At 67.9% G+C, this 26,982-nt stretch carries 18 protein-coding genes, 3 rRNA genes and 1 riboswitch; of the genes, 16 read left to right on the top strand and 5 right to left on the bottom strand.

Annotated features, from left to right (window positions below):
• The first annotated feature begins 113 nt into the window (after window positions 1–113).
• Both AC4OXY_RS12675 and AC4OXY_RS12670 read left to right on the top strand, forming a co-directional pair.
• Window positions 114–2,090 carry an acetoacetate--CoA ligase gene (locus tag AC4OXY_RS12675; RefSeq protein WP_491993941.1) on the top strand — a complete coding sequence of 659 codons (1,977 nt, stop codon included), beginning with the start codon at window positions 114–116 and terminating at the stop codon, window positions 2,088–2,090.
• 126 nt (window positions 2,091–2,216) lie between these two features.
• The gene (locus AC4OXY_RS12670) at window positions 2,217–3,110 is read left to right on the top strand and encodes a DUF8829 domain-containing protein (RefSeq protein ID WP_356039057.1); all 894 of its coding nucleotides are present in this window, start codon (window positions 2,217–2,219) and stop codon (window positions 3,108–3,110) included.
• Between the two features lie 94 nt (window positions 3,111–3,204).
• Here the strand turns inward: AC4OXY_RS12670 and ptsP are convergent, their stop codons facing one another.
• Entirely contained in the window at window positions 3,205–4,875 is a 1,671-nt protein-coding gene (ptsP, locus tag AC4OXY_RS12665; protein WP_491993940.1) for a phosphoenolpyruvate--protein phosphotransferase, read from the bottom strand.
• Window positions 4,876–4,953: 78 nt separating this feature from the next.
• Window positions 4,954–5,403: a PTS sugar transporter subunit IIA gene (locus tag AC4OXY_RS12660; protein WP_356039051.1), complete on the bottom strand. Its 450-nt coding sequence runs from the start codon at window positions 5,401–5,403 to the stop codon at window positions 4,954–4,956.
• Between the two features lie 550 nt (window positions 5,404–5,953).
• Here AC4OXY_RS12660 and AC4OXY_RS12655 point away from each other — a divergent pair.
• The 13 genes from AC4OXY_RS12655 (at window position 5,954) to AC4OXY_RS12595 (ending at window position 21,519) form a co-directional block, all read left to right on the top strand.
• Window positions 5,954–7,479, top strand: a 16S ribosomal RNA gene (locus tag AC4OXY_RS12655).
• A gap of 312 nt (window positions 7,480–7,791) precedes the next feature.
• Window positions 7,792–10,910, top strand: a 23S ribosomal RNA gene (locus tag AC4OXY_RS12650).
• A gap of 82 nt (window positions 10,911–10,992) precedes the next feature.
• Window positions 10,993–11,109: ribosomal RNA gene (gene rrf / locus AC4OXY_RS12645) — 5S ribosomal RNA — on the top strand.
• Together the 16S, 23S and 5S rRNA genes form the textbook arrangement of a ribosomal RNA operon.
• A gap of 108 nt (window positions 11,110–11,217) precedes the next feature.
• Entirely contained in the window at window positions 11,218–11,826 is a 609-nt protein-coding gene (gene clsA / locus AC4OXY_RS12640) for a cardiolipin synthase ClsA (protein WP_491993939.1), read from the top strand.
• Window positions 11,827–11,941: 115 nt separating this feature from the next.
• Window positions 11,942–14,437 carry a sugar phosphate nucleotidyltransferase gene (locus tag AC4OXY_RS12635; RefSeq protein WP_376296044.1) on the top strand — a complete coding sequence of 832 codons (2,496 nt, stop codon included), beginning with the start codon at window positions 11,942–11,944 and terminating at the stop codon, window positions 14,435–14,437.
• 156 nt (window positions 14,438–14,593) lie between these two features.
• A complete protein-coding gene (locus tag AC4OXY_RS12630; protein ID WP_491993938.1) occupies window positions 14,594–15,502 on the top strand; it encodes a DUF881 domain-containing protein in 909 nt (302 codons plus the stop codon).
• On the top strand, window positions 15,499–15,831 hold the full coding sequence (locus AC4OXY_RS12625; RefSeq protein WP_071378005.1) for a small basic family protein: 333 nt from the start codon (window positions 15,499–15,501) through the stop codon (window positions 15,829–15,831). The genes AC4OXY_RS12630 and AC4OXY_RS12625 overlap by 4 nt, the downstream gene beginning before the upstream one ends.
• 5 nt (window positions 15,832–15,836) lie before the next feature.
• Window positions 15,837–16,682: a DUF881 domain-containing protein gene (locus AC4OXY_RS12620; protein WP_491993937.1), complete on the top strand. Its 846-nt coding sequence runs from the start codon at window positions 15,837–15,839 to the stop codon at window positions 16,680–16,682.
• Between the two features lie 193 nt (window positions 16,683–16,875).
• Window positions 16,876–17,709 carry a double zinc ribbon and FHA domain-containing protein gene (locus AC4OXY_RS12615; protein ID WP_356037269.1) on the top strand — a complete coding sequence of 278 codons (834 nt, stop codon included), beginning with the start codon at window positions 16,876–16,878 and terminating at the stop codon, window positions 17,707–17,709.
• A 43-nt stretch (window positions 17,710–17,752) separates the two neighbouring features.
• Entirely contained in the window at window positions 17,753–18,490 is a 738-nt protein-coding gene (ftsR, locus tag AC4OXY_RS12610; protein ID WP_491993936.1) for a transcriptional regulator FtsR, read from the top strand.
• 97 nt (window positions 18,491–18,587) lie between these two features.
• Window positions 18,588–19,061 (top strand): bifunctional nuclease family protein, encoded by a 474-nt coding sequence (locus tag AC4OXY_RS12605; protein WP_026253112.1) that lies wholly within the window; start codon window positions 18,588–18,590, stop codon window positions 19,059–19,061.
• 263 nt (window positions 19,062–19,324) lie between these two features.
• Window positions 19,325–20,008 carry a MerR family transcriptional regulator gene (locus tag AC4OXY_RS12600; RefSeq protein WP_356037273.1) on the top strand — a complete coding sequence of 228 codons (684 nt, stop codon included), beginning with the start codon at window positions 19,325–19,327 and terminating at the stop codon, window positions 20,006–20,008.
• Window positions 20,009–20,145: 137 nt separating this feature from the next.
• Window positions 20,146–21,519: a DNA polymerase IV gene (locus tag AC4OXY_RS12595; protein WP_356037275.1), complete on the top strand. Its 1,374-nt coding sequence runs from the start codon at window positions 20,146–20,148 to the stop codon at window positions 21,517–21,519.
• Between the two features lie 170 nt (window positions 21,520–21,689).
• On the opposite strand, the gene AC4OXY_RS12590 is transcribed toward AC4OXY_RS12595, so the two are convergent.
• Window positions 21,690–22,061, bottom strand: a complete 372-nt coding sequence (locus AC4OXY_RS12590) for a PRC-barrel domain-containing protein (RefSeq protein ID WP_356037277.1) — start codon at window positions 22,059–22,061, stop codon at window positions 21,690–21,692.
• 119 nt (window positions 22,062–22,180) lie between these two features.
• A riboswitch (glycine riboswitch) is annotated at window positions 22,181–22,275 on the top strand.
• A 173-nt stretch (window positions 22,276–22,448) separates the two neighbouring features.
• Here AC4OXY_RS12590 and gcvP point away from each other — a divergent pair.
• On the top strand, window positions 22,449–25,334 hold the full coding sequence (gene gcvP, locus AC4OXY_RS12585; protein ID WP_491993935.1) for an aminomethyl-transferring glycine dehydrogenase: 2,886 nt from the start codon (window positions 22,449–22,451) through the stop codon (window positions 25,332–25,334).
• 91 nt (window positions 25,335–25,425) lie between these two features.
• On the opposite strand, the gene AC4OXY_RS12580 is transcribed toward gcvP, so the two are convergent.
• Together AC4OXY_RS12580 and AC4OXY_RS12575 are read right to left on the bottom strand one after the other, a co-directional pair.
• Window positions 25,426–25,845: a TOBE domain-containing protein gene (locus tag AC4OXY_RS12580; RefSeq protein WP_362821412.1), complete on the bottom strand. Its 420-nt coding sequence runs from the start codon at window positions 25,843–25,845 to the stop codon at window positions 25,426–25,428.
• Window positions 25,846–25,873: 28 nt separating this feature from the next.
• Window positions 25,874–26,959: an ABC transporter ATP-binding protein gene (locus AC4OXY_RS12575; protein ID WP_491993934.1), complete on the bottom strand. Its 1,086-nt coding sequence runs from the start codon at window positions 26,957–26,959 to the stop codon at window positions 25,874–25,876.
• Window positions 26,960–26,982: the final 23 nt, after the last annotated feature.

The following is a 26,982-nucleotide window of genomic DNA, read 5'->3' as shown; positions in this document are numbered from 1 at the left end:
GCCCTGGTGCTGAAGTCGATCACATGGCATCGTCCCTGTCAGCCGCGTCACGCGCACACCCCAGCACGTGCGCGGACCGACGCCCACGACGCGCACAGCCCGGGAGCCGCCCCATGTCGACCGCGAACCCCCAGCCGCTCTGGCAGCCCGATCCCCAGCAGATCGCCCAGGCCCGCATCACCCGGTTCCAGGCATGGGCCGCCGAACACCACGGCGCCCCCGCCGACGGCGGCTACCCCGCCCTCCACCAGTGGTCCGTCGACCAGCTCGACACCTTCTGGAAAGCCGTCACCGAGTGGTTCGACGTACGGTTCTCGACCCCCTGCACGCGCGTGCTCGGCGACCGCTCGATGCCCGGCGCCCAATGGTTCCCCGGCGCCACCCTCAACTACGCCGAGCACGCCCTGCGCGCCGCCGCCGACCGCGCCGACGAGCCCGCCCTGCTCCACGTGGACGAGACCCACGAACCGCGCCCCGTGACCTGGTCCGAGCTGCGCCGCCAGGTCGGCTCCCTCGCCGCCGAACTCCGCACCCTCGGCGTCCGCCCCGGCGACCGCGTCAGCGGCTACCTCCCCAACATCCCCCAGGCCGTCGTCGCCCTTCTCGCCACGGCCGCCGTCGGTGCCGTCTGGACCTCCTGCGCCCCCGACTTCGGCGCCCGCAGCGTCCTCGACCGCTTCCAGCAGGTCGAACCCGTCGTCCTGTTCACCGTCGACGGCTACCGCTACGGCGGCAAGGAACACGACCGCCGCGACACCGTCGCCGAACTGCGCCGCGAACTGCCCACCCTGCACGCCGTCGTCCACATCCCGCTCCTCGGCACCGACACACCCGAGGGTGCCCTCGACTGGGCCGCCCTCACCTCGGCCGACACCGAGCCCGTCTTCGAACAGGTCCCCTTCGACCACCCCCTGTGGGTCCTCTACTCCTCCGGCACGACCGGCCTGCCCAAGGCCATCGTCCAGTCCCAGGGCGGCATCCTCGTCGAACACCTCAAACAGCTCGGCCTGCACTGTGACCTCGGCCCCGAGGACCGTTTCTTCTGGTACACCTCGACCGGCTGGATGATGTGGAACTTCCTCGTCTCCGGCCTCCTCACCGGGACGACGATCGTCCTGTACGACGGCAGCCCCGGCTACCCCGACACCGGCGCCCAGTGGCGCGTCGCCGAACTCACCCGGGCCACCCTCTACGGCACCTCGGCCGCCTACGTCATGGCCTGCCGCAAGGCCGGCGTCCACCCCGCGCGCGACCACGACCTGTCCGCCGTGCGGTGCGTCGCCACCACCGGCTCGCCCCTGCCGCCCGACGGCTTCCGCTGGCTGCACGACGAGTTCGCACACAGCGGGGCCGACCTCTGGATCGCCTCCGTCAGCGGCGGCACCGACGTCTGCTCCTGCTTCGCCGGAGCCGTACCCACCCTCCCCGTCCACACCGGCGAACTCCAGGCCCCCGGCCTCGGCACCGACCTCCAGGCCTGGGACCCGAGCGGCAACCCCGTCATCGACGAAGTGGGCGAGCTCGTCGTCGCCAACCCCATGCCCTCCATGCCGATCCGCTTCTGGAACGACCCCGACGGCAGCCGCTACCACGACAGCTACTTCGACACCTACCCCGGTGTCTGGCGACACGGCGACTGGATCACCCTCACCGCGCGCGGCACCGTGATCATCCACGGCCGCTCCGACTCCACGCTCAACCGGCAGGGCGTGCGCATGGGCTCCGCCGACATCTACGAGGTGGTCGAGCGCCTCCCCGAGATCAAGGAGTCCCTCGTCATCGGCGTCGAGCAGCCCGACGGCGGCTACTGGATGCCCCTCTTCGTCCACCTCGCACCCGGCGCCACCCTCGACGACGCCCTCCTCGCCCGCGTCAAGCAGGCCATCCGCGAAGAGCTCTCCCCGCGCCACGTCCCCGACGAGATCATCGAAGTGCCCGGCGTCCCGCACACCCTCACCGGCAAGCGCATCGAGGTCCCCGTCAAACGACTGCTCCAGGGCACCCCCCTGGAGAAGGCGGTCAACCCCGGATCCATCGACAACCTCTCCCTGCTGGGCTTCTACGAGGAACTCGCCCGCAAACGCGCCTGAACCCACCCCGCACCACCTGCGCGAACGAGCCCACCACCGAGCTACGTCCACCGGCGGCGCCCCCCGTTGTCAGTGCCGCCGGTTACGGTGAGTGAGCATTGATCGACTGCGCACTCTGGGGGAAACATGGCGCACACCGACGACCGGACCATGCGACGCGTCCTGCGCCGCGAGATCGCCGGCACCATCGGCCTGCTCACCGACGAACACGACTTCCGCGCCATGCGGCGCTACCGCAGCTTCACCTTCGACGACCACACGGCCTACCTCCGGCAGGTCGAGGCGGTCCTCATGGCCCGCGCCGCCCAGGGCAGCCACACCACCCTCGCCCTGTTCGACCCCGAGGACTACGCCGTGTACTGCGCGGACACCGGCCTCGACCCGGAAGCGCCGGCCAGCCGCACCAGGTTCACCGCCGAACTCGCGGCCACCGGCCCCACCATCCCGTACGACGGCCGTCCACTCGCCACCCTCGTACCGGCCCTCGTGGACGAGGCCGTACGCCAGGCCACCTGGGAGTACGCCACCACGCTGCTCTCCCGCCTCGGCCCCTGCCCCACCTGCGGAGAGGACATCGGCAGGGCCGCCTTCACCCGCGCCTCCGACCTCCTGGTCCGCATCCTCGACACCGCACCGCCCGGCGACCGGCACCTCGTGACCAGCGTCTCCGGCCCACCGGACACCCTGATCTCCGTCCTCCACGCCGACCAGGACGGCACCGACGCCACCCGCCTGGACGAGGCCGAAGCCCTGGAATTCACCAGCGTCCTCGCGCTCGGCCTCGCCACCCGCAGCCCCGGCGGACTCGTCATCCGCACCAGCCGCCCCGGGACGCCCGACCGCGTCTACGGCTGGCGACTGCGCTGCGGCGAGCTCGAACCCCTCACCGCCGCCGAGGTGTTCGACGCCTACTGCACCGACGTCGAATCCGGCGACCTCATCTCCCCGGAGTCCGGCGTCGACTACGACGCGCCCCCCGACCTCGGAAAGGACGGCACAGCCCCCGGCCACCACCACTGACCGCACACGCACCCGGCGCCGACACACGTCAGGGGCGCCCCACCGAAGGCGGGACGCCCCTGAACCCGACTGCGCGAACGCGCCGCGCCGACGACTACTCGCCCGACAGCACCGCCTGAGCAGCGCTGCGCGCATCCTCGGCGCTGTCCGCGGCACGCGCCGCCGCCGCGGCCCGCTCGCACTGCGCCAGCGTGTACTTCGCCAGCGTCGCCCGGACATAAGGAATCGACGCCGACCCCATGGACAGGGAGGTGACCCCCAGACCGGTCAGCACACAGGCCAGCAGCGGATCGGACGCGGCCTCACCACACACACCACAGCTCTTGCCCTCGGCCTTGGCCGCCTCCGCGGACAGCGCCACCAGGTCGAGCAGCGCCGGCTGCCACGGGTCCTGCAGCCGGGACACCGCACCCACCTGACGGTCGGCCGCGAACGTGTACTGCGCGAGGTCGTTGGTCCCCAGCGACAGGAACTCGACCTCCTGGAGGATCGAACGCGCCCGCAGCGCGGCCGACGGGATCTCCACCATCGCGCCGAACTTGGCCCGCAGCCCCGCCGCACGACACGCGTCCGCGAACGCCTTCGCGTCCGTACGGTCCGCCACCATCGGCGCCATGACCTCAAGGTAGACGGGCAGCCCCTCGGCGGCCCTGGCCAGCGCGGTCAGCTGCGCGCGCAGGACCTCCGGGTGGTCCAGCAGCGTCCGCAGACCCCGCACACCCAGCGCGGGGTTCGGCTCGTCGGCCGGAGTAAGGAACTCCAGCGGTTTGTCCGCACCCGCGTCCAGCACACGCACGACCACACGGCCCTCGGGGAACGCCTCCAGCACCTGCCGGTAGGCCTCCACCTGCTTCTCCTCGGAAGGAGCGTTCTTGCTGTCGTCCAGGAACAGGAACTCGGTACGGAACAGACCGACACCCTCGGCCCCCGCCTCCACCGCGGCCGGCACGTCCGCAGGACCGCCCACGTTGGCCAGCAACGGCACCTTGTGCCCGTCCGCCGTCGCGCCCGGCCCGGTCGACGCGGCCAGCGCGGCCTTGCGCTCGGCGGCCGCGGCCTCCAGCTCCGCCTTCTTCGCCTCGGTCGGGTCCACGAAGATGTCACCGGTGCTGCCGTCGACCGCGATCACCGTGCCCTCGGCCAGCTCACCGGCACCGGGCAGCGCCACGACCGCAGGCACGCCCAGTGCCCGCGCCAGAATCGCGCTGTGGCTGGTCGGCCCGCCCTCCTCGGTGACAAAACCGAGCACCAGGGACGGATCCAGCAGCGCGGTGTCGGCGGGCGCCAGGTCCCGCGCCACGAGCACATAGGGCTGGTCGCTGTCCGGCACCCCCGGCATCGGAACGCCCAGCAGCCGGGCGACGATACGATTCCGCACGTCATCGAGGTCGGCCACGCGACCGGCGAGGTACTCACCCGCACCGGCCAGCAGCTCGCGGTACGCCGCGAACGCGTCGTACACGGCACGCTCGGCCGTGCTGCCGACGGCGATCCGCCGGTCCACGTCGGACATCAGCTCGGGGTCCTGCGCCATCATGGCCTGTGCTTCGAGCACGGCCTGGGCCTCGCCGCCCGCCAGATTGCCGCGCGCCATCAGATCGGCGGCCACGGCGTCGACGGCCTGGCGGGCACGCCCCTGCTCCCGCTCGGCCTCATCCGCGGGGATCGACTTGGCCGGCGGCTCCAGCACCGCCGTGCCCATGTGCCGAACCTCGCCGATGGCCACACCATGGCTCACGCCCACGCCTCGCAGCGTTGCTTCCATCTCACCCGTCTCCGATAGTGCGGCGGGTCCCGCCGCCGCGATGGTTGTCCTGAACGCCGCCCTGCGACGGCACTGCCGTCAGTTCCAGGCGAAAAGCTCGTCGCCGACCTTGAGGTCACCGTCCTCACGGACGTCCCCGAGGGAGCCGGCCGTGGCCTCAAGCGCGACGACGGGGCAGATGGGGGACTTGCCGGCGGCCTCGACGGCGGCGGGGTCCCAGCGCACGACGGCCTGGCCGCGCGTCACGGTGTCGCCCTTGTTGACGAGCAACTCGAAGCCCTCGCCGTTGAGCTGCACGGTGTCGATGCCGAGGTGGGTGAGTACGCCGTGCCCGTCCGCGTCGACCACGACGAACGCGTGCGGGTGCAGAGAAACGATGACGCCGTCCACGGGCGATACGGCCTCGGAGGCCTCACGCACGGGGTCGATGGCGGTACCCGGGCCGACCATGGCCCCGGAGAAGACCGGATCGGGCACATTGGCCAGTCCGATGGCGCGTCCGGCAAGAGGGGACGTCACGGTGGTCATGGGAAGCCTCCCAGGAGTGGAGCTGCTTACGGGCCGCCACTGCCTGTCCCGGACGGCACTGAGCAGCAGCGTATGTCATAGGAAGTTGGGGTTCCGTATGGAAGCTACCAGCTAGTGGTCTAGACCACCAACCCGGTGGATTTGCACGGCGTTCACGGCTCCGTGTACAGTCGTACTCCTGCTTGGGACGGAAGGGCGCGAAAGCGGCCTCACTCAGCAGCACCCAAACTTGTCAGATCCTATCTCTGGATCTCCTTCTGCGTGTCCGCAGAAGGGTGGTCAGAGAGACGGAAAAACCCTGATAGAGTTTGGAACACCGAAGGGAAGCCCGGAGGAAAGCCCGAGAGGGTGAGTACAAAGGAAGCGACCGTTCCTTGAGAACTCAACAGCGTGCCAAAAATCAACGCCAGATTAGTTGATACCCCGTCTCCGGTCATCACGACCGGGGCGAGGTTCCTTTGAAAAACACAGCGAGGACGCTGTGAACCGGGAGGACTATTCCTCCTCCTGGTTCCGCTCTCGTGGTGTTCGACCGGATTACCGGTAAACATTCACGGAGAGTTTGATCCTGGCTCAGGACGAACGCTGGCGGCGTGCTTAACACATGCAAGTCGAACGATGAAGCCCTTCGGGGTGGATTAGTGGCGAACGGGTGAGTAACACGTGGGCAATCTGCCCTTCACTCTGGGACAAGCCCTGGAAACGGGGTCTAATACCGGATATGACCGTCTTGGGCATCCTTGACGGTGTAAAGCTCCGGCGGTGAAGGATGAGCCCGCGGCCTATCAGCTTGTTGGTGAGGTAATGGCTCACCAAGGCGACGACGGGTAGCCGGCCTGAGAGGGCGACCGGCCACACTGGGACTGAGACACGGCCCAGACTCCTACGGGAGGCAGCAGTGGGGAATATTGCACAATGGGCGAAAGCCTGATGCAGCGACGCCGCGTGAGGGATGACGGCCTTCGGGTTGTAAACCTCTTTCAGCAGGGAAGAAGCGCAAGTGACGGTACCTGCAGAAGAAGCGCCGGCTAACTACGTGCCAGCAGCCGCGGTAATACGTAGGGCGCAAGCGTTGTCCGGAATTATTGGGCGTAAAGAGCTCGTAGGCGGCTTGTCACGTCGGGTGTGAAAGCCCGGGGCTTAACCCCGGGTCTGCATTCGATACGGGCTAGCTAGAGTGTGGTAGGGGAGATCGGAATTCCTGGTGTAGCGGTGAAATGCGCAGATATCAGGAGGAACACCGGTGGCGAAGGCGGATCTCTGGGCCATTACTGACGCTGAGGAGCGAAAGCGTGGGGAGCGAACAGGATTAGATACCCTGGTAGTCCACGCCGTAAACGGTGGGAACTAGGTGTTGGCGACATTCCACGTCGTCGGTGCCGCAGCTAACGCATTAAGTTCCCCGCCTGGGGAGTACGGCCGCAAGGCTAAAACTCAAAGGAATTGACGGGGGCCCGCACAAGCAGCGGAGCATGTGGCTTAATTCGACGCAACGCGAAGAACCTTACCAAGGCTTGACATACACCGGAAAGCATTAGAGATAGTGCCCCCCTTGTGGTCGGTGTACAGGTGGTGCATGGCTGTCGTCAGCTCGTGTCGTGAGATGTTGGGTTAAGTCCCGCAACGAGCGCAACCCTTGTTCTGTGTTGCCAGCATGCCCTTCGGGGTGATGGGGACTCACAGGAGACCGCCGGGGTCAACTCGGAGGAAGGTGGGGACGACGTCAAGTCATCATGCCCCTTATGTCTTGGGCTGCACACGTGCTACAATGGCCGGTACAATGAGCTGCGATACCGTGAGGTGGAGCGAATCTCAAAAAGCCGGTCTCAGTTCGGATTGGGGTCTGCAACTCGACCCCATGAAGTCGGAGTTGCTAGTAATCGCAGATCAGCATTGCTGCGGTGAATACGTTCCCGGGCCTTGTACACACCGCCCGTCACGTCACGAAAGTTGGTAACACCCGAAGCCGGTGGCCCAACCCCTTGTGGGAGGGAGTCGTCGAAGGTGGGACTAGCGATTGGGACGAAGTCGTAACAAGGTAGCCGTACCGGAAGGTGCGGCTGGATCACCTCCTTTCTAAGGAGCACTTCTTACCGGGCTCTGCTCGGTCAGAGGCCAGTACATCGGCGAGTGTCCGATGCTGGTTGCTCATGGGTGGAACGTTGATTATTCGGCACGGTCCAGGACGGACCAGGCGCTAGTACTGCTCTTCGGGGCGTGGAACGCTGATCTGGTCGGCTGGTCGTGCCGGGCACGCTGTTGGGTGTCTGAGGGAATGATCTGATCTTCTCCTCAGTCGCCGGCCCCAGTGCACTCGGACCTTATGGGTTCGGGGTGATGGGTGGCTGGTCGTTGTTTGAGAACTGCACAGTGGACGCGAGCATCTGTGGCCAAGTTTTTAAGGGCGCACGGTGGATGCCTTGGCACCAGGAACCGATGAAGGACGTGGGAGGCCGCGATAGTCCCCGGGGAGTCGTCAACCAGGCTTTGATCCGGGGGTTTCCGAATGGGGAAACCCGGCAGTCGTCATGGGCTGTCACCCGCTGCTGAACACATAGGCAGTGTGGAGGGAACGAGGGGAAGTGAAACATCTCAGTACCCTCAGGAAGAGAAAACAACCGTGATTCCGGGAGTAGTGGCGAGCGAAACCGGATGAGGCCAAACCTATGGCGTGTGAGACCCGGCAGGGGTTGCGTCGTGGGGGTTGTGGGATCTCTCTTTCACGGTCTGCCGGCCGTGAGACGAGTCAGAAACCGTTGATGTAGGCGAAGGACATGCGAAAGGTCCGGCGTAGAGGGTAAGACCCCCGTAGTCGAAACGTCAGCGGCTCGTTTGAGAGACACCCAAGTAGCACGGGGCCCGAGAAATCCCGTGTGAATCTGGCGGGACCACCCGCTAAGCCTAAATATTCCCTGGTGACCGATAGCGGATAGTACCGTGAGGGAATGGTGAAAAGTACCCCGGGAGGGGAGTGAAATAGTACCTGAAACCGTGTGCCTACAAGCCGTGGGAGCGTCGGAATGTGCTTGCACATTCTCGTGACTGCGTGCCTTTTGAAGAATGAGCCTGCGAGTTTGCGGTGTGTTGCGAGGTTAACCCGGGTGGGGAAGCCGTAGCGAAAGCGAGTCCGAACAGGGCGATTCAGTAGCACGCTCAAGACCCGAAGCGGAGTGATCTAGCCATGGGCAGGTTGAAGCGGAGGTAAGACTTCGTGGAGGACCGAACCCACCAGGGTTGAAAACCTGGGGGATGACCTGTGGTTAGGGGTGAAAGGCCAATCAAACTCCGTGATAGCTGGTTCTCCCCGAAATGCATTTAGGTGCAGCGTCGTGTGTTTCTTGCCGGAGGTAGAGCACTGGATAGGCGATGGGCCCTACCGGGTTACTGACCTTAGCCAAACTCCGAATGCCGGTAAGTGAGAGCGCGGCAGTGAGACTGTGGGGGATAAGCTCCATGGTCGAGAGGGAAACAGCCCAGAGCATCGACTAAGGCCCCTAAGCGTACGCTAAGTGGGAAAGGATGTGGAGTCGCACAGACAACCAGGAGGTTGGCTTAGAAGCAGCCACCCTTGAAAGAGTGCGTAATAGCTCACTGGTCTAGTGATTCCGCGCCGACAATGTAGCGGGGCTCAAGCGTACCGCCGAAGTCGTGTCATTCACACAATAGGGCCAACGCCTGTGTGGATGGGTAGGGGAGCGTCGTCTGCCGGGTGAAGCGGCACTGGAAGGTAGTCGTGGACGGTTGACGAGTGAGAATGCAGGCATGAGTAGCGATACAAACGTGAGAAACGTTTGCGCCGATTGACTAAGGGTTCCTGGGTCAAGCTGATCTGCCCAGGGTAAGTCGGGACCTAAGGCGAGGCCGACAGGCGTAGTCGATGGATAACCGGTTGATATTCCGGTACCCGCTGTGAAGCGTCAAACATCGAGCATCGTGATGCTAAGGCCGTGAAGCCGTTCCGGACCCTTCGGGGAATGGAAAGTGGTGGAGCCGCCGGACCAAGCGGTTAGTAGGTGAGTGATGGGGTGACGCAGGAAGGTAGTCCATCCCGGGCGGTGGTTGTCCCGGGGTAAGGGTGTAGCCCGAGTGGTAGGCAAATCCGCCACTCATGCAGGGTGAGACCTGATGCCGAGCCGATTGTGGTGAAGTGGATGATCCTATGCTGTCGAGAAAAGCCTCTAGCGAGTTTCATGGCGGCCCGTACCCTAAACCGACTCAGGTGGTCAGGTAGAGAATACCGAGGCGTTCGGGTGAACTATGGTTAAGGAACTCGGCAAAATGCCCCCGTAACTTCGGGAGAAGGGGGGCCACGTCTGGTGACGGCACTTGCTGCCAGAGCTGGGGGTGGCCGCAGAGACCAGCGAGAAGCGACTGTTTACTAAAAACACAGGTCCGTGCGAAGCCGTAAGGCGATGTATACGGACTGACGCCTGCCCGGTGCTGGAACGTTAAGGGGACCGGTTAGCTCCATTTCGGTGGGGCGAAGCTGAGAACTTAAGCGCCAGTAAACGGCGGTGGTAACTATAACCATCCTAAGGTAGCGAAATTCCTTGTCGGGTAAGTTCCGACCTGCACGAATGGCGTAACGACTTCTCGACTGTCTCAACCATAGGCCCGGTGAAATTGCACTACGAGTAAAGATGCTCGTTTCGCGCAGCAGGACGGAAAGACCCCGGGACCTTTACTACAGTTTGATATTGGTGTTCGGTTCGGCTTGTGTAGGATAGCTGGGAGACTTTGAAGCGGGCACGCCAGTGTTCGTGGAGTCGTCGTTGAAATACCAGTCTGGTCGTGCTGGATGTCTAACCTGGGTCCGTGATCCGGATCAGGGACAGTGTCTGATGGGTAGTTTAACTGGGGCGGTTGCCTCCTAAAGAGTAACGGAGGCGCCCAAAGGTTCCCTCAGCCTGGTTGGCAATCAGGTGTTGAGTGTAAGTGCACAAGGGAGCTTGACTGTGAGACCGACGGGTCGAGCAGGGACGAAAGTCGGGACTAGTGATCCGGCGGTGGCTTGTGGAAGCGCCGTCGCTCAACGGATAAAAGGTACCCCGGGGATAACAGGCTGATCTTCCCCAAGAGTCCATATCGACGGGATGGTTTGGCACCTCGATGTCGGCTCGTCGCATCCTGGGGCTGGAGTCGGTCCCAAGGGTTGGGCTGTTCGCCCATTAAAGCGGTACGCGAGCTGGGTTTAGAACGTCGTGAGACAGTTCGGTCCCTATCCGCTGTGCGCGTAGGAGTCTTGAGAAGGGCTGTCCCTAGTACGAGAGGACCGGGACGGACGAACCTCTGGTGTGCCAGTTGTTCTGCCAAGGGCATGGCTGGTTGGCTACGTTCGGGAGGGATAACCGCTGAAAGCATCTAAGCGGGAAGCCTGCTTCGAGATGAGGACTCCCACCCACTTGATGGGGTAAGGCTCCCAGTAGACGACTGGGTTGATAGGCCGGATCTGGAAGCACCGTGAGGTGTGGAGGTGACCGGTACTAATAGGCCGAGGGCTTGTCCTCAGTTGCTCGCGTCCACTGTGTTGGTTCTGAAACCACGAACAGCCCCGCCGAACAGGCGGTCCGGTTGTCAGTTTCATAGTGTTTCGGTGGTCATAGCGTGAGGGAAACGCCCGGTTACATTCCGAACCCGGAAGCTAAGCCTCACAGCGCCGATGGTACTGCAGGGGGGACCCTGTGGGAGAGTAGGACGCCGCCGAACTCCTTTTACAGCTCCGGCTCTTGGGCACTGCCCGAGAGCCGGAGCTTTTTTGCGTTGAGGTAAGGTCAGGGGGCATCGTTGGCTCGTTTTCGCACAGGAGGCCCCCGGGTGGAGGTCCAGGAGACCCGTGTCCAGACAGACCGGGTCCTCACCATCCCCAACATCCTCAGCATGGCTCGGCTCGTCGGCGTACCCCTCTTCCTGTGGTTGATCCTCAGGCCCGAGTTCGGGGGCCCCAAGAGTGATGGCTGGGCTCTCCTCGTGCTTGCCTTCAGCGGGATCAGTGACTATCTCGACGGGAAGCTCGCGCGGCGCTGGAACCAGATCAGCAGCCTCGGCCGGCTTCTCGACCCTGCTGCCGACCGGCTCTATGTCCTTTCCACCCTGCTCGGTCTCACCTGGCGCGGCATCCTGCCGCTCTGGTTGACCGGGCTGCTGCTGGCGAGGGAGCTGATTCTCCTGGTGATGGTGGGTATCCTTCGCCGGCACGGGTATCCGCCGCCGCAGGTGAACTTCCTCGGGAAGGCAGCAACCTTCAACCTGATGTACGCGTTCCCGTTGTTGCTCCTCAGCGACGGCAACACATGGATCGCGTCACTCGCTGCCATTTTCGGATGGGCGTTCGCCGGGTGGGGTACAACGCTCTACTGGTGGGCAGGAGTGCTCTACGTGGTACAGGTCCGCTGTTTGGTCCGGGCGGACACCATGGCCGATTGAGCTCGGCGATTGTCCTGACGTTATGTCGCGATGGCCCGCAGTGGAAAAGTGCGGGACAATCAGGACGGGTGAAGTCGGCTAGACCGTCATCTCTTGCGAGGAGGACGCTTCCGACATGAAGGCCGTCGTGATGGCCGGGGGCGAAGGCACACGCCTGCGCCCCATGACCTCTAGCATGCCCAAGCCGCTCCTGCCCGTGGCCAATCGCCCGATCATGGAGCATGTGCTACGGCTGCTCAAAAGGCACGGGCTCACCGAGACCGTTGTTACCGTCCAGTTCCTGGCATCGCTCGTCAAGAACTACTTCGGCGACGGTGAAGAGCTCGGAATGGAGCTCACCTATGCCAATGAGGAGAAGCCACTCGGTACCGCCGGAAGCGTCAAGAACGCCGAAGAGGCGTTGAAGGACGATGCCTTCCTCGTCATCTCCGGCGATGCCCTGACCGACTTCGACCTCACCGAGTTGATCAATTTCCACAAGGAGAAGGGTGCACTCGTCACGGTCTGTCTGACCCGTGTGCCCAATCCGCTGGAGTTCGGCATCACCATTGTCGACGAGGAAGGCCAGGTCGAGCGTTTCCTGGAGAAGCCGACCTGGGGTCAGGTCTTCTCCGACACGGTCAACACGGGCATTTATGTCATGGAGCCCGAAGTCTTCGGATACGTCGAACCGGATGTTCCGGTCGACTGGTCAGGTGACGTCTTTCCGCAGCTGATGAAGGAAGGCAAGCCGGTCTACGGCTATGTCGCGGAGGGCTACTGGGAGGACGTCGGCACCCATGAGAGCTATGTGAAGGCCCAGGCCGACGTACTTGAGGGCAAGGTCCACGTCGACATCGACGGGTTCGAGATCTCGCCCGGTGTGTGGGTGGCGGAAGGCGCCGAAGTGCATCCCGACGCCGTACTGCGCGGGCCGTTGTACATCGGCGACTACGCGAAGGTGGAGGCCGGCGCGGAGATCCGGGAGCACACCGTCGTCGGATCGAACGTCGTCGTCAAGAGCGGTGCCTTTCTGCACCGGGCCGTCGTGCACGACAACGTGTATGTCGGTCAGCACAGCAATCTGCGCGGCTGTGTCGTCGGGAAGAACACCGACATCATGCGCGCCGCCCGGATCGAGGACGGCGCCGTCATCGGTGACGAGTGCCTGATCGGTGAGGAATCGATCGTTCAGGGCAACGTCCGCGTCTATCCGTTCAAGACCATCGAGGCCGGCGCGTTCGTCAACACCTCGGTCATCTGGGAGTCCAGAGGGCAGGCCAATCTGTTCGGCGCCCGTGGGGTGTCCGGCATTCTGAACGTCGAGATCACGCCCGAGCTGGCGGTGCGGCTCGCCGGGGCGTACGCGACGACCCTGAAGAAGGGCTCGACCGTCACCACGGCCCGCGACCACTCCCGGGGTGCCCGTGCGCTGAAGCGGGCGGTCATCTCCGCGTTGCAGGCCAGCGCCATCGACGTACGCGACCTGGAGAACGTGCCGCTGCCCGTGGCCCGGCAGCAGACCGCGCGCGGCAGTGCCGGCGGCATCATGATCCGGACCTCGCCGGGCGTGCCGGACTCGGTCGACATCATGTTCTTCGACGGGCAGGGCGCCGATCTGTCGCAGGGCGGCCAGCGCAAGCTGGACCGGGTGTTCGCACGGCAGGAGTACCGGCGGGCGTTCCCCGGCGAGATCGGTGACCTGTACTTCCCGGCCAGCGTCTTCGACTCGTACACAGGCACGGTCCTGCGGAACGTCGACACGACCGGCATCGCCGACTCCGGTCTGAAGGTCGTCGTGGACGCGGCCAACGGCAGCGCCGGACTGGTGCTGCCCAGCCTGCTCGGCAAGCTCGGCGTGGATTCGCTGACGATCAATCCGGGGCTGGACGAGTCGCGGCCCACCGAGACCACCGAGATGCGGCGGGGCGGGCTGGTGCGGCTCGGCGAGATAGTGGCCTCCTCGGGTGCCGCCTTCGGCGTGCGGTTCGACCCGGTCGGCGAGCGGTTGTCGCTCGTGGACGAGAAGGGCCGGATCATCGAGGACGACCGGGCGCTGCTGGTGATGCTCGACCTGGTGGCCGCGGAGCGGCGCAGCGGGCGGGTGGCGCTGCCGGTGACCACGACCCGGATCGCCGAGCAGGTGGCCGCCTATCACGGCACGCAGGTCGAGTGGACCACGACCTCGCCCGACGATCTCACGCGCGTGGGGCGTGAAGAAGGGACGATCTTCGGCGGTGACGGCAAGGGCGGGTTCATCGTCCCCGAGTTCAGCGGCGTGTTCGACGGTACGGCGGCCTTCGTCCGGCTGATCGGGCTCGTCGCGCGGACGCAGCTCACGCTCAGCCAGATCGACGCGCGGATCCCGCGGGCCCATGTGCTCAAGCGGGACCTGGCCACGCCGTGGGCCGTCAAGGGTCTGGTCATGCGGCGGGTGGTCGAGGCGGCAGGGGATCGCTTTGTCGACACGACCGACGGCGTGCGGGTCGTGGAGACCGACGGGCGCTGGGTGATGGTGTTGCCCGACCCGGCCGAGGCGGTCACCCATCTGTGGGCGGAGGGGCCCGACGACGCCTCCGCACAGGCCCTGCTCGACGAGTGGTCGGCCGTCGTGGACAGCGCCGGCCGGTAGGGCACCGCGGGGCGGCCGGAAGGGGCGCGACACACCGCGCCGTACGGGAAGGCCCACGCACACGCGCGTGCCGGACAGATGTCCCCCAGGGGGCCTGTCCGGCACGTCGGTGGGGCCATTCGGAGGTATCGCCCGCGACATGCGACGATGTGCGGCATGCCGCAGCAACCCCCCGTTCGGAGCAGCCCTGCGCGGCCGCAGCGCCCGGACGCCTCCATGTCGTTGATCACCAATGTCATGGACCACAGCCTCGACGACGGATACGCCGAGGCCGCAGCCCGGAAGAAGTCCGCGGGCGAGGGCGGGCTGCCCAAGACGCTCCGGGCGAAGCTCGGTCTCGCGGGCGGTCTCGTCCTCGCGGCGCTGGTCGTGACCCTCGGTGCGGCGCAGGCGCAGGGGGCGGCACCCGTGGTGGCCAAGGAGCACCAGGAGCTGATCGACCGCATCGACAGCGAGACCGCGAACGCGGACAAGCTGGAGCACACCGTGGACACGCTGCGCGACGACGTCAGCGCCCGTCAGCGGGCGGCGCTGAAGTCGAGCGGCGGCAGCGGGCCGGCGGATCTGGTGGGCGTCCTGTCGGGTGCGACCGAGGTGCACGGGCCGGGCGTCAAGCTCGTCGTGAACGACGCCAAGGAGGCCAGCTCCGGCGGTGACGGGACCAATCCGCGGGAGACCTCGGGCTTCTCCGACAGCGGCCGGGTGCGCGACCGTGACATGCAGCGCGTGGTCAACGGGCTGTGGGCGTCCGGGGCCGAGGCCGTCTCCATCAACGGACAGCGGCTGACGGCCCTGTCCGCGATCAGGGCCGCGGGAGACGCGATACTGGTCGACAACCGGCCGCTGGTGCCGCCGTACACGGTGCTGGCCGTGGGGGACGGGGAACGGCTGAGCACCGGGTTCCAGAACAGTGCCGACGGGCTGTATCTGCACGCCCTGGAGGAGAACTTCGGCATCCGCGCCACCATTTCCACCCAGGGTGACGTACGGTTGCCCGCCGCACCGAGTGTGATCGTCCGTACCGCACAGCCGAGCACCGAGAAGACTGAGAAGGGCACATCGTGATCGCCGTACTGGGCCTCGTCGTGGGAGTCGTGGCCGGCCTGTTGGTCCACCCGGAGGTTCCGGCGATCGTCGAGCCTTATCTGCCGATCGCCGTCGTCGCGGCGCTGGACGCCGTCTTCGGCGGTCTGCGGGCCATGCTCGACGGGATCTTCGACGACAAGGTCTTCGTGGTGTCGTTCCTGTCGAACGTGGTCGTCGCCGCCTTGATCGTGTTCCTGGGTGACAAGTTGGGCGTGGGCGCGCAGCTGTCCACGGGTGTCGTCGTGGTCCTCGGCATCCGGATCTTCTCCAACGCCGCCGCGATCCGGCGTCACGTGTTCCGGGCGTGAGACCGATGAGCGAGCCGAACGAGCAGCCGGAGAACCAGCCGGAGAACAGGCTGCGCAAGGAACTGCCGGCCGAGGTGCCGCCGCCGGCACCCGAGTCCGGGGCGACGTCCGGCGAGCCGCCGCAGGAGTCGCTGACCGGGCGGCAACGGCTGGTCAAGGGGCTGTGGCCGCCGCGTTTCACCCGGGCCCAACTCATCGTCGCCCTGCTGCTGTTCGGGCTCGGCTTCGGGCTGGCCGTGCAGGTGGCCTCCAACAGTGACACCGACAGCGCGCTCCGCGGCGCGCGACAGGAAGATCTTGTGCGCATCCTCGATGAACTGGATTCGCGTACGCAGCGTCTTGAGGACGAGAAGCAGGGACTCGAAAAGCAGCGCCAGGAGCTCCAGAACAGCTCCGACCAGGCTGCGGAGGCCCGCAAGCAGACGGCCGAGAAGGAGAGGCAACTCGGCATTCTGGCGGGCACCGTGGCGGCGCAGGGTCCCGGCATCACGATGACGGTCGAGGACACGAAGGGGGCGGTCAAGGCGGACATGCTGCTCGACGCCGTCCAGGAGCTGCGTGCGGCCGGCGCGGAGGCGATCCAGCTGAACGGGGTCCGTGTGGTGGCGAACACGTACTTCGCGGATTCCGGCAGCGGCGTGAGCGTCGACGGGAACAAGATCAACGCCCCCTATCGTTTTACGGTCATCGGCAAGCCGCAAGATCTGGAACCCGCGCTGAACATCCCGGGAGGAGTGGTGCAGACGCTGGAGAAGGAGCAGGCCACGGTCACGGTGGAGCGCTCGGACAAGATCGTCGTGGACGCCTTGCGACAGACGAAGCGGCCTGACTACGCTCGGTCGTCCTCGTAGTGAACCGGCGGTGCATGCGGGACGTCCGGCAGGGGCATGAGGTTGCGGGGGGTCGACGCATCGAAGGGGTGGTGCGTGGTGGAAACTGTCTGGTGGATACGGACGTTGTGAGGATGTCCGGCTCGGCCGGTGTAGGCAATCAGGGTTCGTCCTGCCCCACGGGCGGGTCTGTTTCGGTCAAGGGGAATCGCCCGTGAAGTTGTTTGCGAAGTTGTTCGGCAAGAGTGCGCGAGAGGGTGGCGACAACGCGACCGCTCGCCATCGCGCCCAGCCCGACGCGGAGGGTCAGCGGCCGCTGTTCCGGGACCAGGTGGCTGGTCCGGGCGGTGACATTTCCGGAGGCCAGGGCGGGGCGTCGGTTGACCCTGCCCAGTCCGGCGGCATAGGTTTCGGACAACCGTCAACCTCAGGTACGGGTGGAGGGTTCGCCTCTGGTCCGTACGCGTCCAACGCCCCGGCGGGGCAGCCGCGGCAGGAGGATCCGTCCATGTCGGCCCTGGTGTGTTCGAGGTGCGGTAACCGCAATGCGGACAGCGCCCGCTTCTGTTCCAACTGCGGTGCGCCGCTGCGCCCCGGAGCCGTGCCGGAGCGCGCCTCCGAGACGACGTCAACGATCTCGATCTCCGGTCTTGAGGCGTACGACGCCGAGGTGACCGGCCAGACGCAGGTCCCGACGCTGTCGCCCGAGGCGCAGGCCGCGGTGGACGCGCTGCCGTTCGGCTCGGCGCTGCTGGTGGTGCGCCGGGGGCCGAACTCGGGCAGCCGCTTCCTGCTGGACGCCGACCTCACCACGGCCGGCCGTCATCCGCAGAGCGACATCTTCCTCGACGACGTGACGGTCTCGCGTCGGCACGTGGAGTTCCGTCGCCAGCCGGACGGCTCGTTCACCGTCGCCGACGTGGGCAGCCTCAACGGCACGTACGTCAACCGCGAGCCGATCGACCAGGTCGCTCTGTCGAACGGTGACGAGGTGCAGATCGGCAAGTACCGGCTGGTGTTCTACGCGAGCCGGAACCAGGGCATCTGACCCGCCCCCGGACCGGCGTCCGGGGGGACCCCAGGGAAGGTCCATGCTTCAAACACCGAGCGGCGGTGCCGGAAGCGGTACCGCCGCCAGGGACAGTGGGCTGATGAGCATCGGCACGGTGCTGAACGCGCTGCGCGACGAGTTCCCCGAAGTCACCATCTCCAAGATCCGCTTCCTGGAGTCCGAGGGGCTCATCGAGCCGCAGCGGACCGCTTCGGGGTACCGCAAGTTCAGCGCCGGAGACGTCGAGCGCCTGGCGCACGTCCTGCGGATGCAGCGGGACCACTATCTGCCGCTCAAGGTGATCCGCGAGCACCTGGACGCCATGGAGCGCGGCGAGGCCGTCCCGCTGCCCGTCGTGGGGCGCCAGCGCACGCCGGAGGACCTTCAGGAGCGGTCGGCGGTGCCCACGGTCGCTCGAATCGGCCGGGCCGAGCTGCTGGCGGCGGCGGACATCGACGAGGCCGAGCTCCAGGAGTGGGAGTCGTACGGGCTCATCGCTCCGCTGGCCGACGGGGCGTACGACGCCGAGGCGGTCACCGTGGCCGGGCTGGTGGCCGAACTGGGCCGGTTCGGGATCGAGCCGCGTCACCTGCGGGTGATGAAGGGCGCCGCCGACCGCGAGGCCGGTCTCGTCGACCAGGTGGTTGCCCCGCTCAAGCGCCACCGCAACCCGCAGACCAGGGCACTTGCCGAAGCCCGTACGAAGGAGCTGGCGGCGCTCACGGTGAAGCTGCACGCGGCTCTGGTGAAGAGCGCTCTCGGTGTGAGCCTGCCCTGAGAGCGGCGGGTGGGCCGGGGGTCCGCCGGAGTCCGGATCGGGCACCTGTTCCCGGCCCGACTACCCAAACGTCCCGGGCACGGCCTAGGGTTGCTGTGTGAACGAGCTCGATGTCGTAGGTGTCCGGGTCGAAATGCCCTCCAACCAACCGATCGTGCTCCTGCGCGAAGTGGGGGGCGACCGTTACCTCCCCATCTGGATCGGGCCGGGGGAGGCTACGGCGATCGCCTTCGCCCAGCAGGGCATGGCTCCCGCCCGACCGCTGACGCACGACCTGTTCAAGGACGTGCTGGAGGCCGTCGGCCAGGAGCTGACCGAAGTACGCATCACCGACCTGCGGGAAGGCGTCTTCTACGCGGAGCTCGTCTTCGCCAGCGGGGTCGAGGTCAGCGCCCGCCCCTCCGACGCCATAGCGCTGGCCCTGCGCACCGGTACGCCGATCTACGGCAGCGACACGGTGCTGGACGACGCGGGCATCGCCATCCCGGACGAGCAGGAGGACGAGGTGGAGAAGTTCCGTGAGTTCCTCGACCAGATCTCGCCCGAGGACTTCGGCACCAGCAGCCAGTGATCACAAGCCGTCGGTGAGCGCGCCCGCCCGGTGAGCACCGGGTGCGGCGGGCCCGTGCGGGCGGTGGGGCCGGGCATGTGCCACCGGCCAATGAGGGCGTCCTACGGCCCCCCGCGAGCGCATTCGGCTAGCCTTTCCCCGCGGTGGGGCACGGGAAACCACTCTTAGGGTGATTATCACTCGGCGTGCCGAGTGTGGCGATCGTTGACGCGCCCCTGGTGACTGCCTACCGTCGAGAAGGCAGGTCAAGGACGGAGGTCGGCGTGAGAACGAGCGGCGACGGTACGGCTGGGGGTGCCCCCGGACGCGGGTTCGGGGAGAGCGGTCCGTACCCTCCCCCGAGTTCACAGCTGCGTTCGAACAGGGGGTGCCTCCCATCGAGCAGCGCGGTCGACCCCGCTCCGCAGCGGCCGACGGTGGTACCGGACGGCGGAGGGGCAGCGTCCATGACGTCCGAACAGATCGGTTACCGCGGGCCCACCGCGTGTGCGGCCGCGGGCATCACCTATCGACAGCTCGACTACTGGGCCCGCACCGGCCTGGTCGAGCCGAGCGTGCGGCCCGCCTACGGGTCCGGCACCCAGCGGTTGTACAGCTTCCGGGACGTGGTCGTCCTGAAGATCGTGAAGCGGTTCCTGGACACCGGGGTCTCGCTCCAGAACATCCGCTCGGCCGTCCAGCACCTCAGAGAACGCGGTTTCCGCGACCTGGAGCGGTTGACCCTGATGAGCGACGGCGCGACGGTGTACGAGTGCACCTCGCCGGACGAGGTCCACGCCCTGCTCCAGGGCGGTCAGGGCATCTTCGGGATCGCCGTCGGCGTGGTGTGGCGGGACGTGGAAAGCGCGCTCTCCCAGCTGCACGGCGAGCGCATCGACACGGGCGAGACCCTCGTCGGGCACAACCCCGCGGACGAGCTGGCGCGCCGCCGCAACCGAGCGGTCTGAACGCCGGGTCCCTCGCCGTCCGACAGCGGGGATCCGTCGCCGTCCGCTAGCCGGTGCCCGCCGGCATCCGGCGCGATGCCGCACGGTGGGCGTCCCGTACCGCGGCATTGTCAGTGCCGTGGTGCAGCATCGGAGATGTGAGACACGCGCCGACCATCCTGCATCTCGACATGGATGCCTTCTACGCCTCGGTGGAGCAGGCATCCAAGCCGAGCCTGCGCGGGAAGGCGGTCGTGGTGGGCGGGCTCGGACCGCGCGGTGTGGTGGCCACCGCGTCGTACGAGGCACGGATCTTCGGGGTCCATTCGGCGATGCCCATGGGCCAGGCCCGGCGGCTGGCGCCCAACGCCGCGTATCTCGTGCCGCGCTTCGGGGTGTACCGGGCGATCAGCGAGCAGGTGATGGCGCTGCTGCGGGAGCTGTCGCCGCTGGTGGAGCCGCTCAGTCTGGACGAGGCGTTCGTGGATCTGGAGGCGGGCGGGACGGCCTGGGACGAGGAGTCGGCGCGGCTGGCCGGGAACAGGCTGCGCGCGGACATCCGGGCGGTCACGGGGCTGACCGGCTCGGTGGGGCTCGCCGCGTCCAAGATGCTCGCGAAGATCGCCTCCGAGCAGGCCAAGCCGGACGGCCTGCTGGTCATCGAGCCGGGGACCGAGCGGGCACTGCTCGGGCCGATGCCGGTGCGGACCCTGCCGGGCGTGGGCCCCGCGACCGGGGACCATCTGCGCCGGGCCGGGATCACCACGGTCGAGGAGCTGGCCGAGGCGGGTGAGGACGAGTTGGTCCGGCTGCTCGGCAAGGCGCACGGGCACGCGTTGTACGCGATGGCGCTGGCCCGTGACGACCGGCCCGTGGTGGCCGAGCGTGAGGCGAAGTCGGTGTCGGTCGAGGACACCTACGACGTGGACATCCATGACCGGCTGCGGATCGGCATGGAGGTGCAGCGGCTCGCGGACCGGTGCGTGGGGCGGCTGCGGGGGGCCGGGCTGTCGGGGCGGACCATCGTGCTGAAGGTGCGGCGGTACGACTTCTCGACGCTGACCCGTTCGGAGACGCTCAGGGGGCCCACGGACGATCCGGCGGTGGTCCGGGAGGCGGCGGCCCGGCTGCTGGACTCCGTGGACACCACGGGCGGGGTGCGGCTGCTCGGCGTGGGCGTCTCCGGGCTCGCCGACTACACGCAGGAGGACCTGTTCGCCCAGGCCATGGACGCGCGGGCGGCGGAGACGCCGGAGGAGGTCGTGGCCGAGGCCGTGGTGGAGCGGCCGGAGCCGGTCGAGCGGCACTGGCGGGCCGGGCAGGACGTGCACCATGTCGCGTACGGGCCCGGGTGGGTGCAGGGGAGCGGGCTGGGGCGGGTGACGGTGCGGTTCGAGACGCCGCAGTCCCCTCCGGGGCGGGTGCGGACGTTCTTCGTCGACGACCCCGCGCTGGAGGCCGCGGAGCCGCTGCCGCTGGTGCCGGATCCGCAGGAGGAGGAGCTCCGGCGCGACCACCCTGCCGAGGCCTAGCTAGGGGGTGTCGCTTGGATCAGGCCGGCCGTGAGGAACGGCCGCCTGCCGGCCGAGCCGAGCGGGGTCGTGGGGGAGTCGGTGATCGATGACAATGCCGCAGATGGGCGTGCCAGGGCCCGCGACGCCGGCATGATCCGAACGACACCCCCTGGCGGGGTGCGCCGGCCTCAGGCCTCCTCCGACCCGGCCAGCTTGCCGAAGTCCCGGTCGGGGAGCGTGGGAGGCAGGGCCGTGTCGAGGCCGTAGTGGTGGTAGAGCTGGAGTTCCTGTTCGGGGGAGAGATGGCGGCCCACGCCGAAGTCCGGGGCGTCCTTGATGAGGGCGCGGTCGAAGGGGACGCGGAGGGTGCCCTCGACGAGTTCGCTCGGTTCCAGCGGGACGAACGCGTCACGGGAGAACAGGCCGGTGCGTATGGCCGCCCACTCGGGTATGCCGGTCGCGTCGTCCAGGTACACCTCGTCGACGGTGCCGATCTTGGCGCCGCTGCGGTCGAACGCCTTGCGGCCGATCAGGTTGCGCGGATCGATGTCGGTCTGCACGGTCGCTCTCCCTCCACATGGTCACAACTCATCCGTAACCACTACAAAAGAGCAGATTCGCGGAGGCGGCCACTCGAGGGCTCGGGCGTTGACCTCGCTGGTAGTCTGACAACGGCTGCTGAACCCGTGCGGGAGAGTCCTCCGATCACCTCGGAGGCGCCGAAGGAGCAAATCCTCCCCGGAATCTCTCAGGCTCACGTACCGCACGGACGAGGTCACTCTGGAAAGCAGGGCGGTTGTCGACGGCTTCCGCTCTCACCGACGGTGAAAGCCGGGCCTCTCGGGCGCCCGGTGAAGCTCTCAGGTTGAGATGACAGAGGGGGAGGCCGTCGGGGCACCGCACCGTGGTGCCCTTCGAAGGTCGCGTCAGACCAGGAGGCCTCCGCAATGACCGCCCACCGCATGCCGCTCTCCGACCTCGAAGCGGGTATTCCCTTCGAACAGCGCCACATCGGGCCCGACCAGGAGGCGCGGGCCAAGATGCTCGCGCAGGTCGGCTACGGCTCGCTGGACGAGCTGACCGCCGCCGCGGTCCCCGACGTGATCAAGAACGCCGACGCCCTCGACCTGCCGGGCGCCCGCACCGAGGCCGAGGTGCTCGCCGAGCTGCGCGCGCTCGCGGACCGCAACCAGGTGCTCGGCTCGATGATCGGCCTGGGGTACTACGGGACGTTCACCCCGCCCGTCATCCTGCGCAACGTCATGGAGAACCCCGCCTGGTACACGGCGTACACGCCCTACCAGCCGGAGATCTCCCAGGGTCGGCTGGAGGCCCTGCTGAACTTCCAGACCATGGTCGCCGACCTGACCGGGCTGCCGACCTCCGGTGCCTCCCTGCTGGACGAGGGCACGGCGGCCGCCGAGGCCATGGCGCTGTCCCGGCGCATGGGCAAGAACAAGAAGGGTCTGTTCCTGGTCGACGCGGACGTGCTGCCGCAGACCATCGCCGTCATCGAGACCCGCTCCGAACCGACCGGTGTCGAGGTCGTCGTCGCCGACCTCAGCGAGGGCATCCCGGCCGACATCGCCGCGCGCGAGATCAACGGCGTACTGATCCAGTACCCGGGCGCCTCCGGTGCCGTACGCGACATCAGGCCGGTCATCGACCAGGCGCACGAGCTGGGCGCCCTCGTCACCGTCGCCGCCGACCTGCTCGCGCTGACCCTGCTGGCCTCGCCGGGTGAGCTGGGCGCGGACATCGCGGTCGGCACCACCCAGCGGTTCGGCGTGCCGATGGGCTTCGGCGGTCCGCACGCCGGTTACATGGCCGTGCAGGAGAAGTTCGCGCGCAGCCTGCCCGGCCGGCTCGTGGGCGTCTCCGTCGACGCCGACGGCAACAAGGCCTACCGGCTCGCGCTCCAGACCCGTGAGCAGCACATCCGCCGTGAGAAGGCCACCAGCAACATCTGCACCGCGCAGGTGCTGCTCGCCGTCATGGCCGGCATGTACGCCGTCTACCACGGCCCGGAGGGGCTGCGGATCATCGCCCGGCGGACGCACCGGTACGCCACGCTTCTCGCCGAGGGCCTGCGGGCCGGCGGTGTCGAGGTCGTCCACGGTGCCTTCTTCGACACCGTCACCGCGCGCGTGCCCGGCAAGGCCGCCGAGGTCGTCGCCGCCGCCCGGGAGAACGGCGTGAACCTGCGCCCGGTCGACGCCGACCACGTCTCCGTGGCCTGCGACGAGACCACCGACCGGGACCGGCTGGGCGTGGTCCTCGCGGCCTTCGGCGTCGCGGGCGACATAGCGGCGCTCGACGCGACCGCCGCGGACGCCCTGCCCGAGGCGCTGCTGCGCGGCGACGACTACCTCACCCACCCGGTCTTCCACCAGCACCGCTCCGAGACCGCGATGCTGCGCTACCTGCGCAAGCTCGCCGACCGCGACTACGCGCTCGACCGCGGCATGATCCCGCTGGGCTCCTGCACCATGAAGCTCAACGCGACCACCGAGATGGAGCCGGTCACCTGGCCCGAGTTCGGCGGGCTGCACCCCTTCGCGCCGGCCGAGCAGGCGCAGGGCTTCCTCACCCTCATCCGCGAGCTGGAGGAACGTCTCGCCGAGGTCACCGGCTACGACAAGGTCTCCCTCCAGCCGAACGCCGGCTCCCAGGGTGAGCTGGCCGGTCTGCTCGCCGTACGCGGCTACCACCGCGCCAATGGCGACGAGCAGCGCACCGTCTGCCTGATCCCGTCCTCCGCGCACGGCACCAACGCGGCCAGCGCCGTGATGGCCGGCATGAAGGTCGTCGTCGTCAAGACCGCTGAGGACGGCGAGATCGACGTCGAGGACCTGCGCGCCAAGATCGAGCAGCACCGCGCCGAGCTGGCGGTGCTGATGATCACCTACCCGTCGACGCACGGCGTCTTCGAGGAGCACGTCGCCGACATCTGTGCCCGGGTGCACGAGGCGGGCGGCCAGGTGTACGTCGACGGCGCGAACCTCAACGCGCTGGTCGGCCTCGCCAAGCCGGGCCACTTCGGCGGTGACGTCTCGCATCTGAACCTGCACAAGACCTTCTGCATCCCGCACGGCGGCGGCGGTCCAGGCGTCGGCCCGGTCGCGGTCCGCTCGCACCTCGCGCCGTACCTGCCGAACCACCCGCTCCAGCCCGCGGCCGGCCCCGAGACGGGCGTCGGCCCGGTCTCGGCCGCCCCCTGGGGCTCCGCGGGCATCCTGCCCATCTCCTGGGCGTACGTCCGCCTGATGGGCGGCGAGGGTCTCAAGCGGGCCACGCAGGTCGCCGTGCTGTCGGCGAACTATGTCGCCAAGCGCCTGGAGCCGCACTACCCCGTGCTCTACACCGGCCCCGGCGGCCTGGTCGCGCACGAGTGCATCATCGACCTGCGTCCCCTGACCAAGGCGACCGGCGTCAGCGTGGACGACGTCGCCAAGCGGCTCATCGACTACGGCTTCCACGCGCCCACCATGTCCTTCCCGGTGGCCGGCACGCTCATGATCGAGCCGACCGAGTCCGAGGACCTCGCCGAGCTGGACCGGTTCTGCGACGCGATGATCGCCATCCGCGCGGAGATCGAGAAGGTCGGCGCGGACGAGTGGCCGGCGGAGGACAACCCGCTGCGGAACGCCCCGCACACCGCCGCCGCGCTCGGCGGCGACTGGGCGCACGCCTACAGCCGCGAGGAGGCCGTCTTCCCGGCCGGTGTCTCCGCCGCCGACAAGTACTGGCCGCCGGTGCGCCGGATCGACCAGGCCTTCGGCGACCGCAACCTGGTCTGCTCCTGCCCGCCGCCGGACGCGTACGAGGACTGACACCTCTCGCCCGCCGGCACGGCGGCGGGCGGTGACATCGAGGGCCCCGCCCGGATTCCCGGGCGGGGCCCTCGCCGTGTCACCCGCCGTGTCACTCCGTCGCGAGGGCCACCTCGGTCGCCTTGATCAGAGCGACCACGTCGGAGCCCACGAAGAGGCCGAGGTCCTCGACCGCGTCCTTGGTGATCGCCGCGGTCAGTTCGCCGCCGTCGACGGTGATCCGGACGGTCGCCATGACGGCACCGGTGACGAGGCCGGTGACCGCGCCGGGCAGCTGGTTGCGGATCGACAGGCCCTCGACCCGGCCGCTGGCGAGGGAGACCTCGGTCGATTTCACGAGGGCGCGTACGGGCGAGCCGGGGGCGAGGGCGAGTTCCTCGGCGGCCTCCAGGGTGATCGCCGCGGTGAGGTGCTGCCCGCCGCCGAGGCGGACCTTCACGGCGGCCATCGCCTCGCCCGACCGGACCTCGGTGACGGCGCCGGGCAGCTGATTGCGGATGCTCAGGGTCATGGGCACCCACGGTAGGGCGCGCGGTCACCTAAGCCGGGTATGCGTGCGTCTGCGTCGCTTTGACCGTCGCCCAGACAGCGGCGCCCGGGTGTAGATCCAGCTCGGCCGCGGCGACCGTGGTGAGGTCGGCCGCGAGCGGGAGTTCGCCGACGAGGCCGGCGCGGATCTGGTCGCCGTGCGTCTCCAGGCCCTCGACCTCGCAGCGCCACAGGTTCCGGGCGCTCGCGCCGGTCGGCCGGTCCCGGAACAGGGTGACGGCGCTCGGCGGGAACGCCACGAAGACGGGCCCGGACAGCTCCTCGGTGGTCGTGAGCGAGGGCCCGGCGTCGAGCCGTACCGTGTGCCCGTCCGCCCGGCCCCGGTAGAGGTTGAGGCCGACGAGCTGGGCGATGTAGTCGGTGCGGGGGTGGCGGGCGATGTCGGCGGGGGTGCCCTCCTGCACCACCTGGCCGTCCTCGATGACGACCAGCCGGTCCGCGAGCACCATGGCGTCCAGCGGGTCGTGCGTGACGAGAACGGCGACCGCCTCGAACTCGGCCAGATGGCGGCGCAGTTGGGCCCGGACCTCCAGGCGGGTGCGGGCGTCCAGGGCGGCCAGCGGCTCGTCCAGGAGCAGCAGCCGCGGGCGGGTGGCAAGGGCCCGGGCGACGGCCACCCGCTGGGCCTGGCCGCCGGACAGCCGGCGTGGTTTGGCGTGGGCGTGGTCGGCGAGCCCCATGCGCTCCAGCCACGCGGCCGCCCGGGTACGGGCCTCGGTCTTGGAGACGCCCTGGCAGCGCGGCCCGAAGGCCACGTTGTCCAGGGCGGTCAGGTGCGGGAAGAGCAGGTAGTCCTGGAAGACCACGCCGACCGGGCGGGACTCCGGGGGAGTGTCCGCCAAGGAGGCGCCGTCGAGCCGGAGATGCCCGTCGGTGAGCGGGACGAGACCGGCGAGGGCGCGCAGGGCGGTGGTCTTGCCGGCGCCGTTGGGGCCGAGCAGGGCGACGACGTCGCCGGGGGCGGCGGTGAGGGAGACGTCCAGGCGGAAGGCGTCCCGGTCGACGACGAGCCGGGCGTCGAGCCCCTCGCCGCCCACCCGCGTCGGGGCGGCTTCGGGGGCGTCGATGTCGGTCATGGGACGGTACGTTCGCACACGCC

The organism is Streptomyces sp. HUAS MG56 (assembly GCF_058673395.1).
Note: the sequence above shows the minus strand (reverse complement) of the source record. Positions and strands in the feature narration are given on the sequence as shown.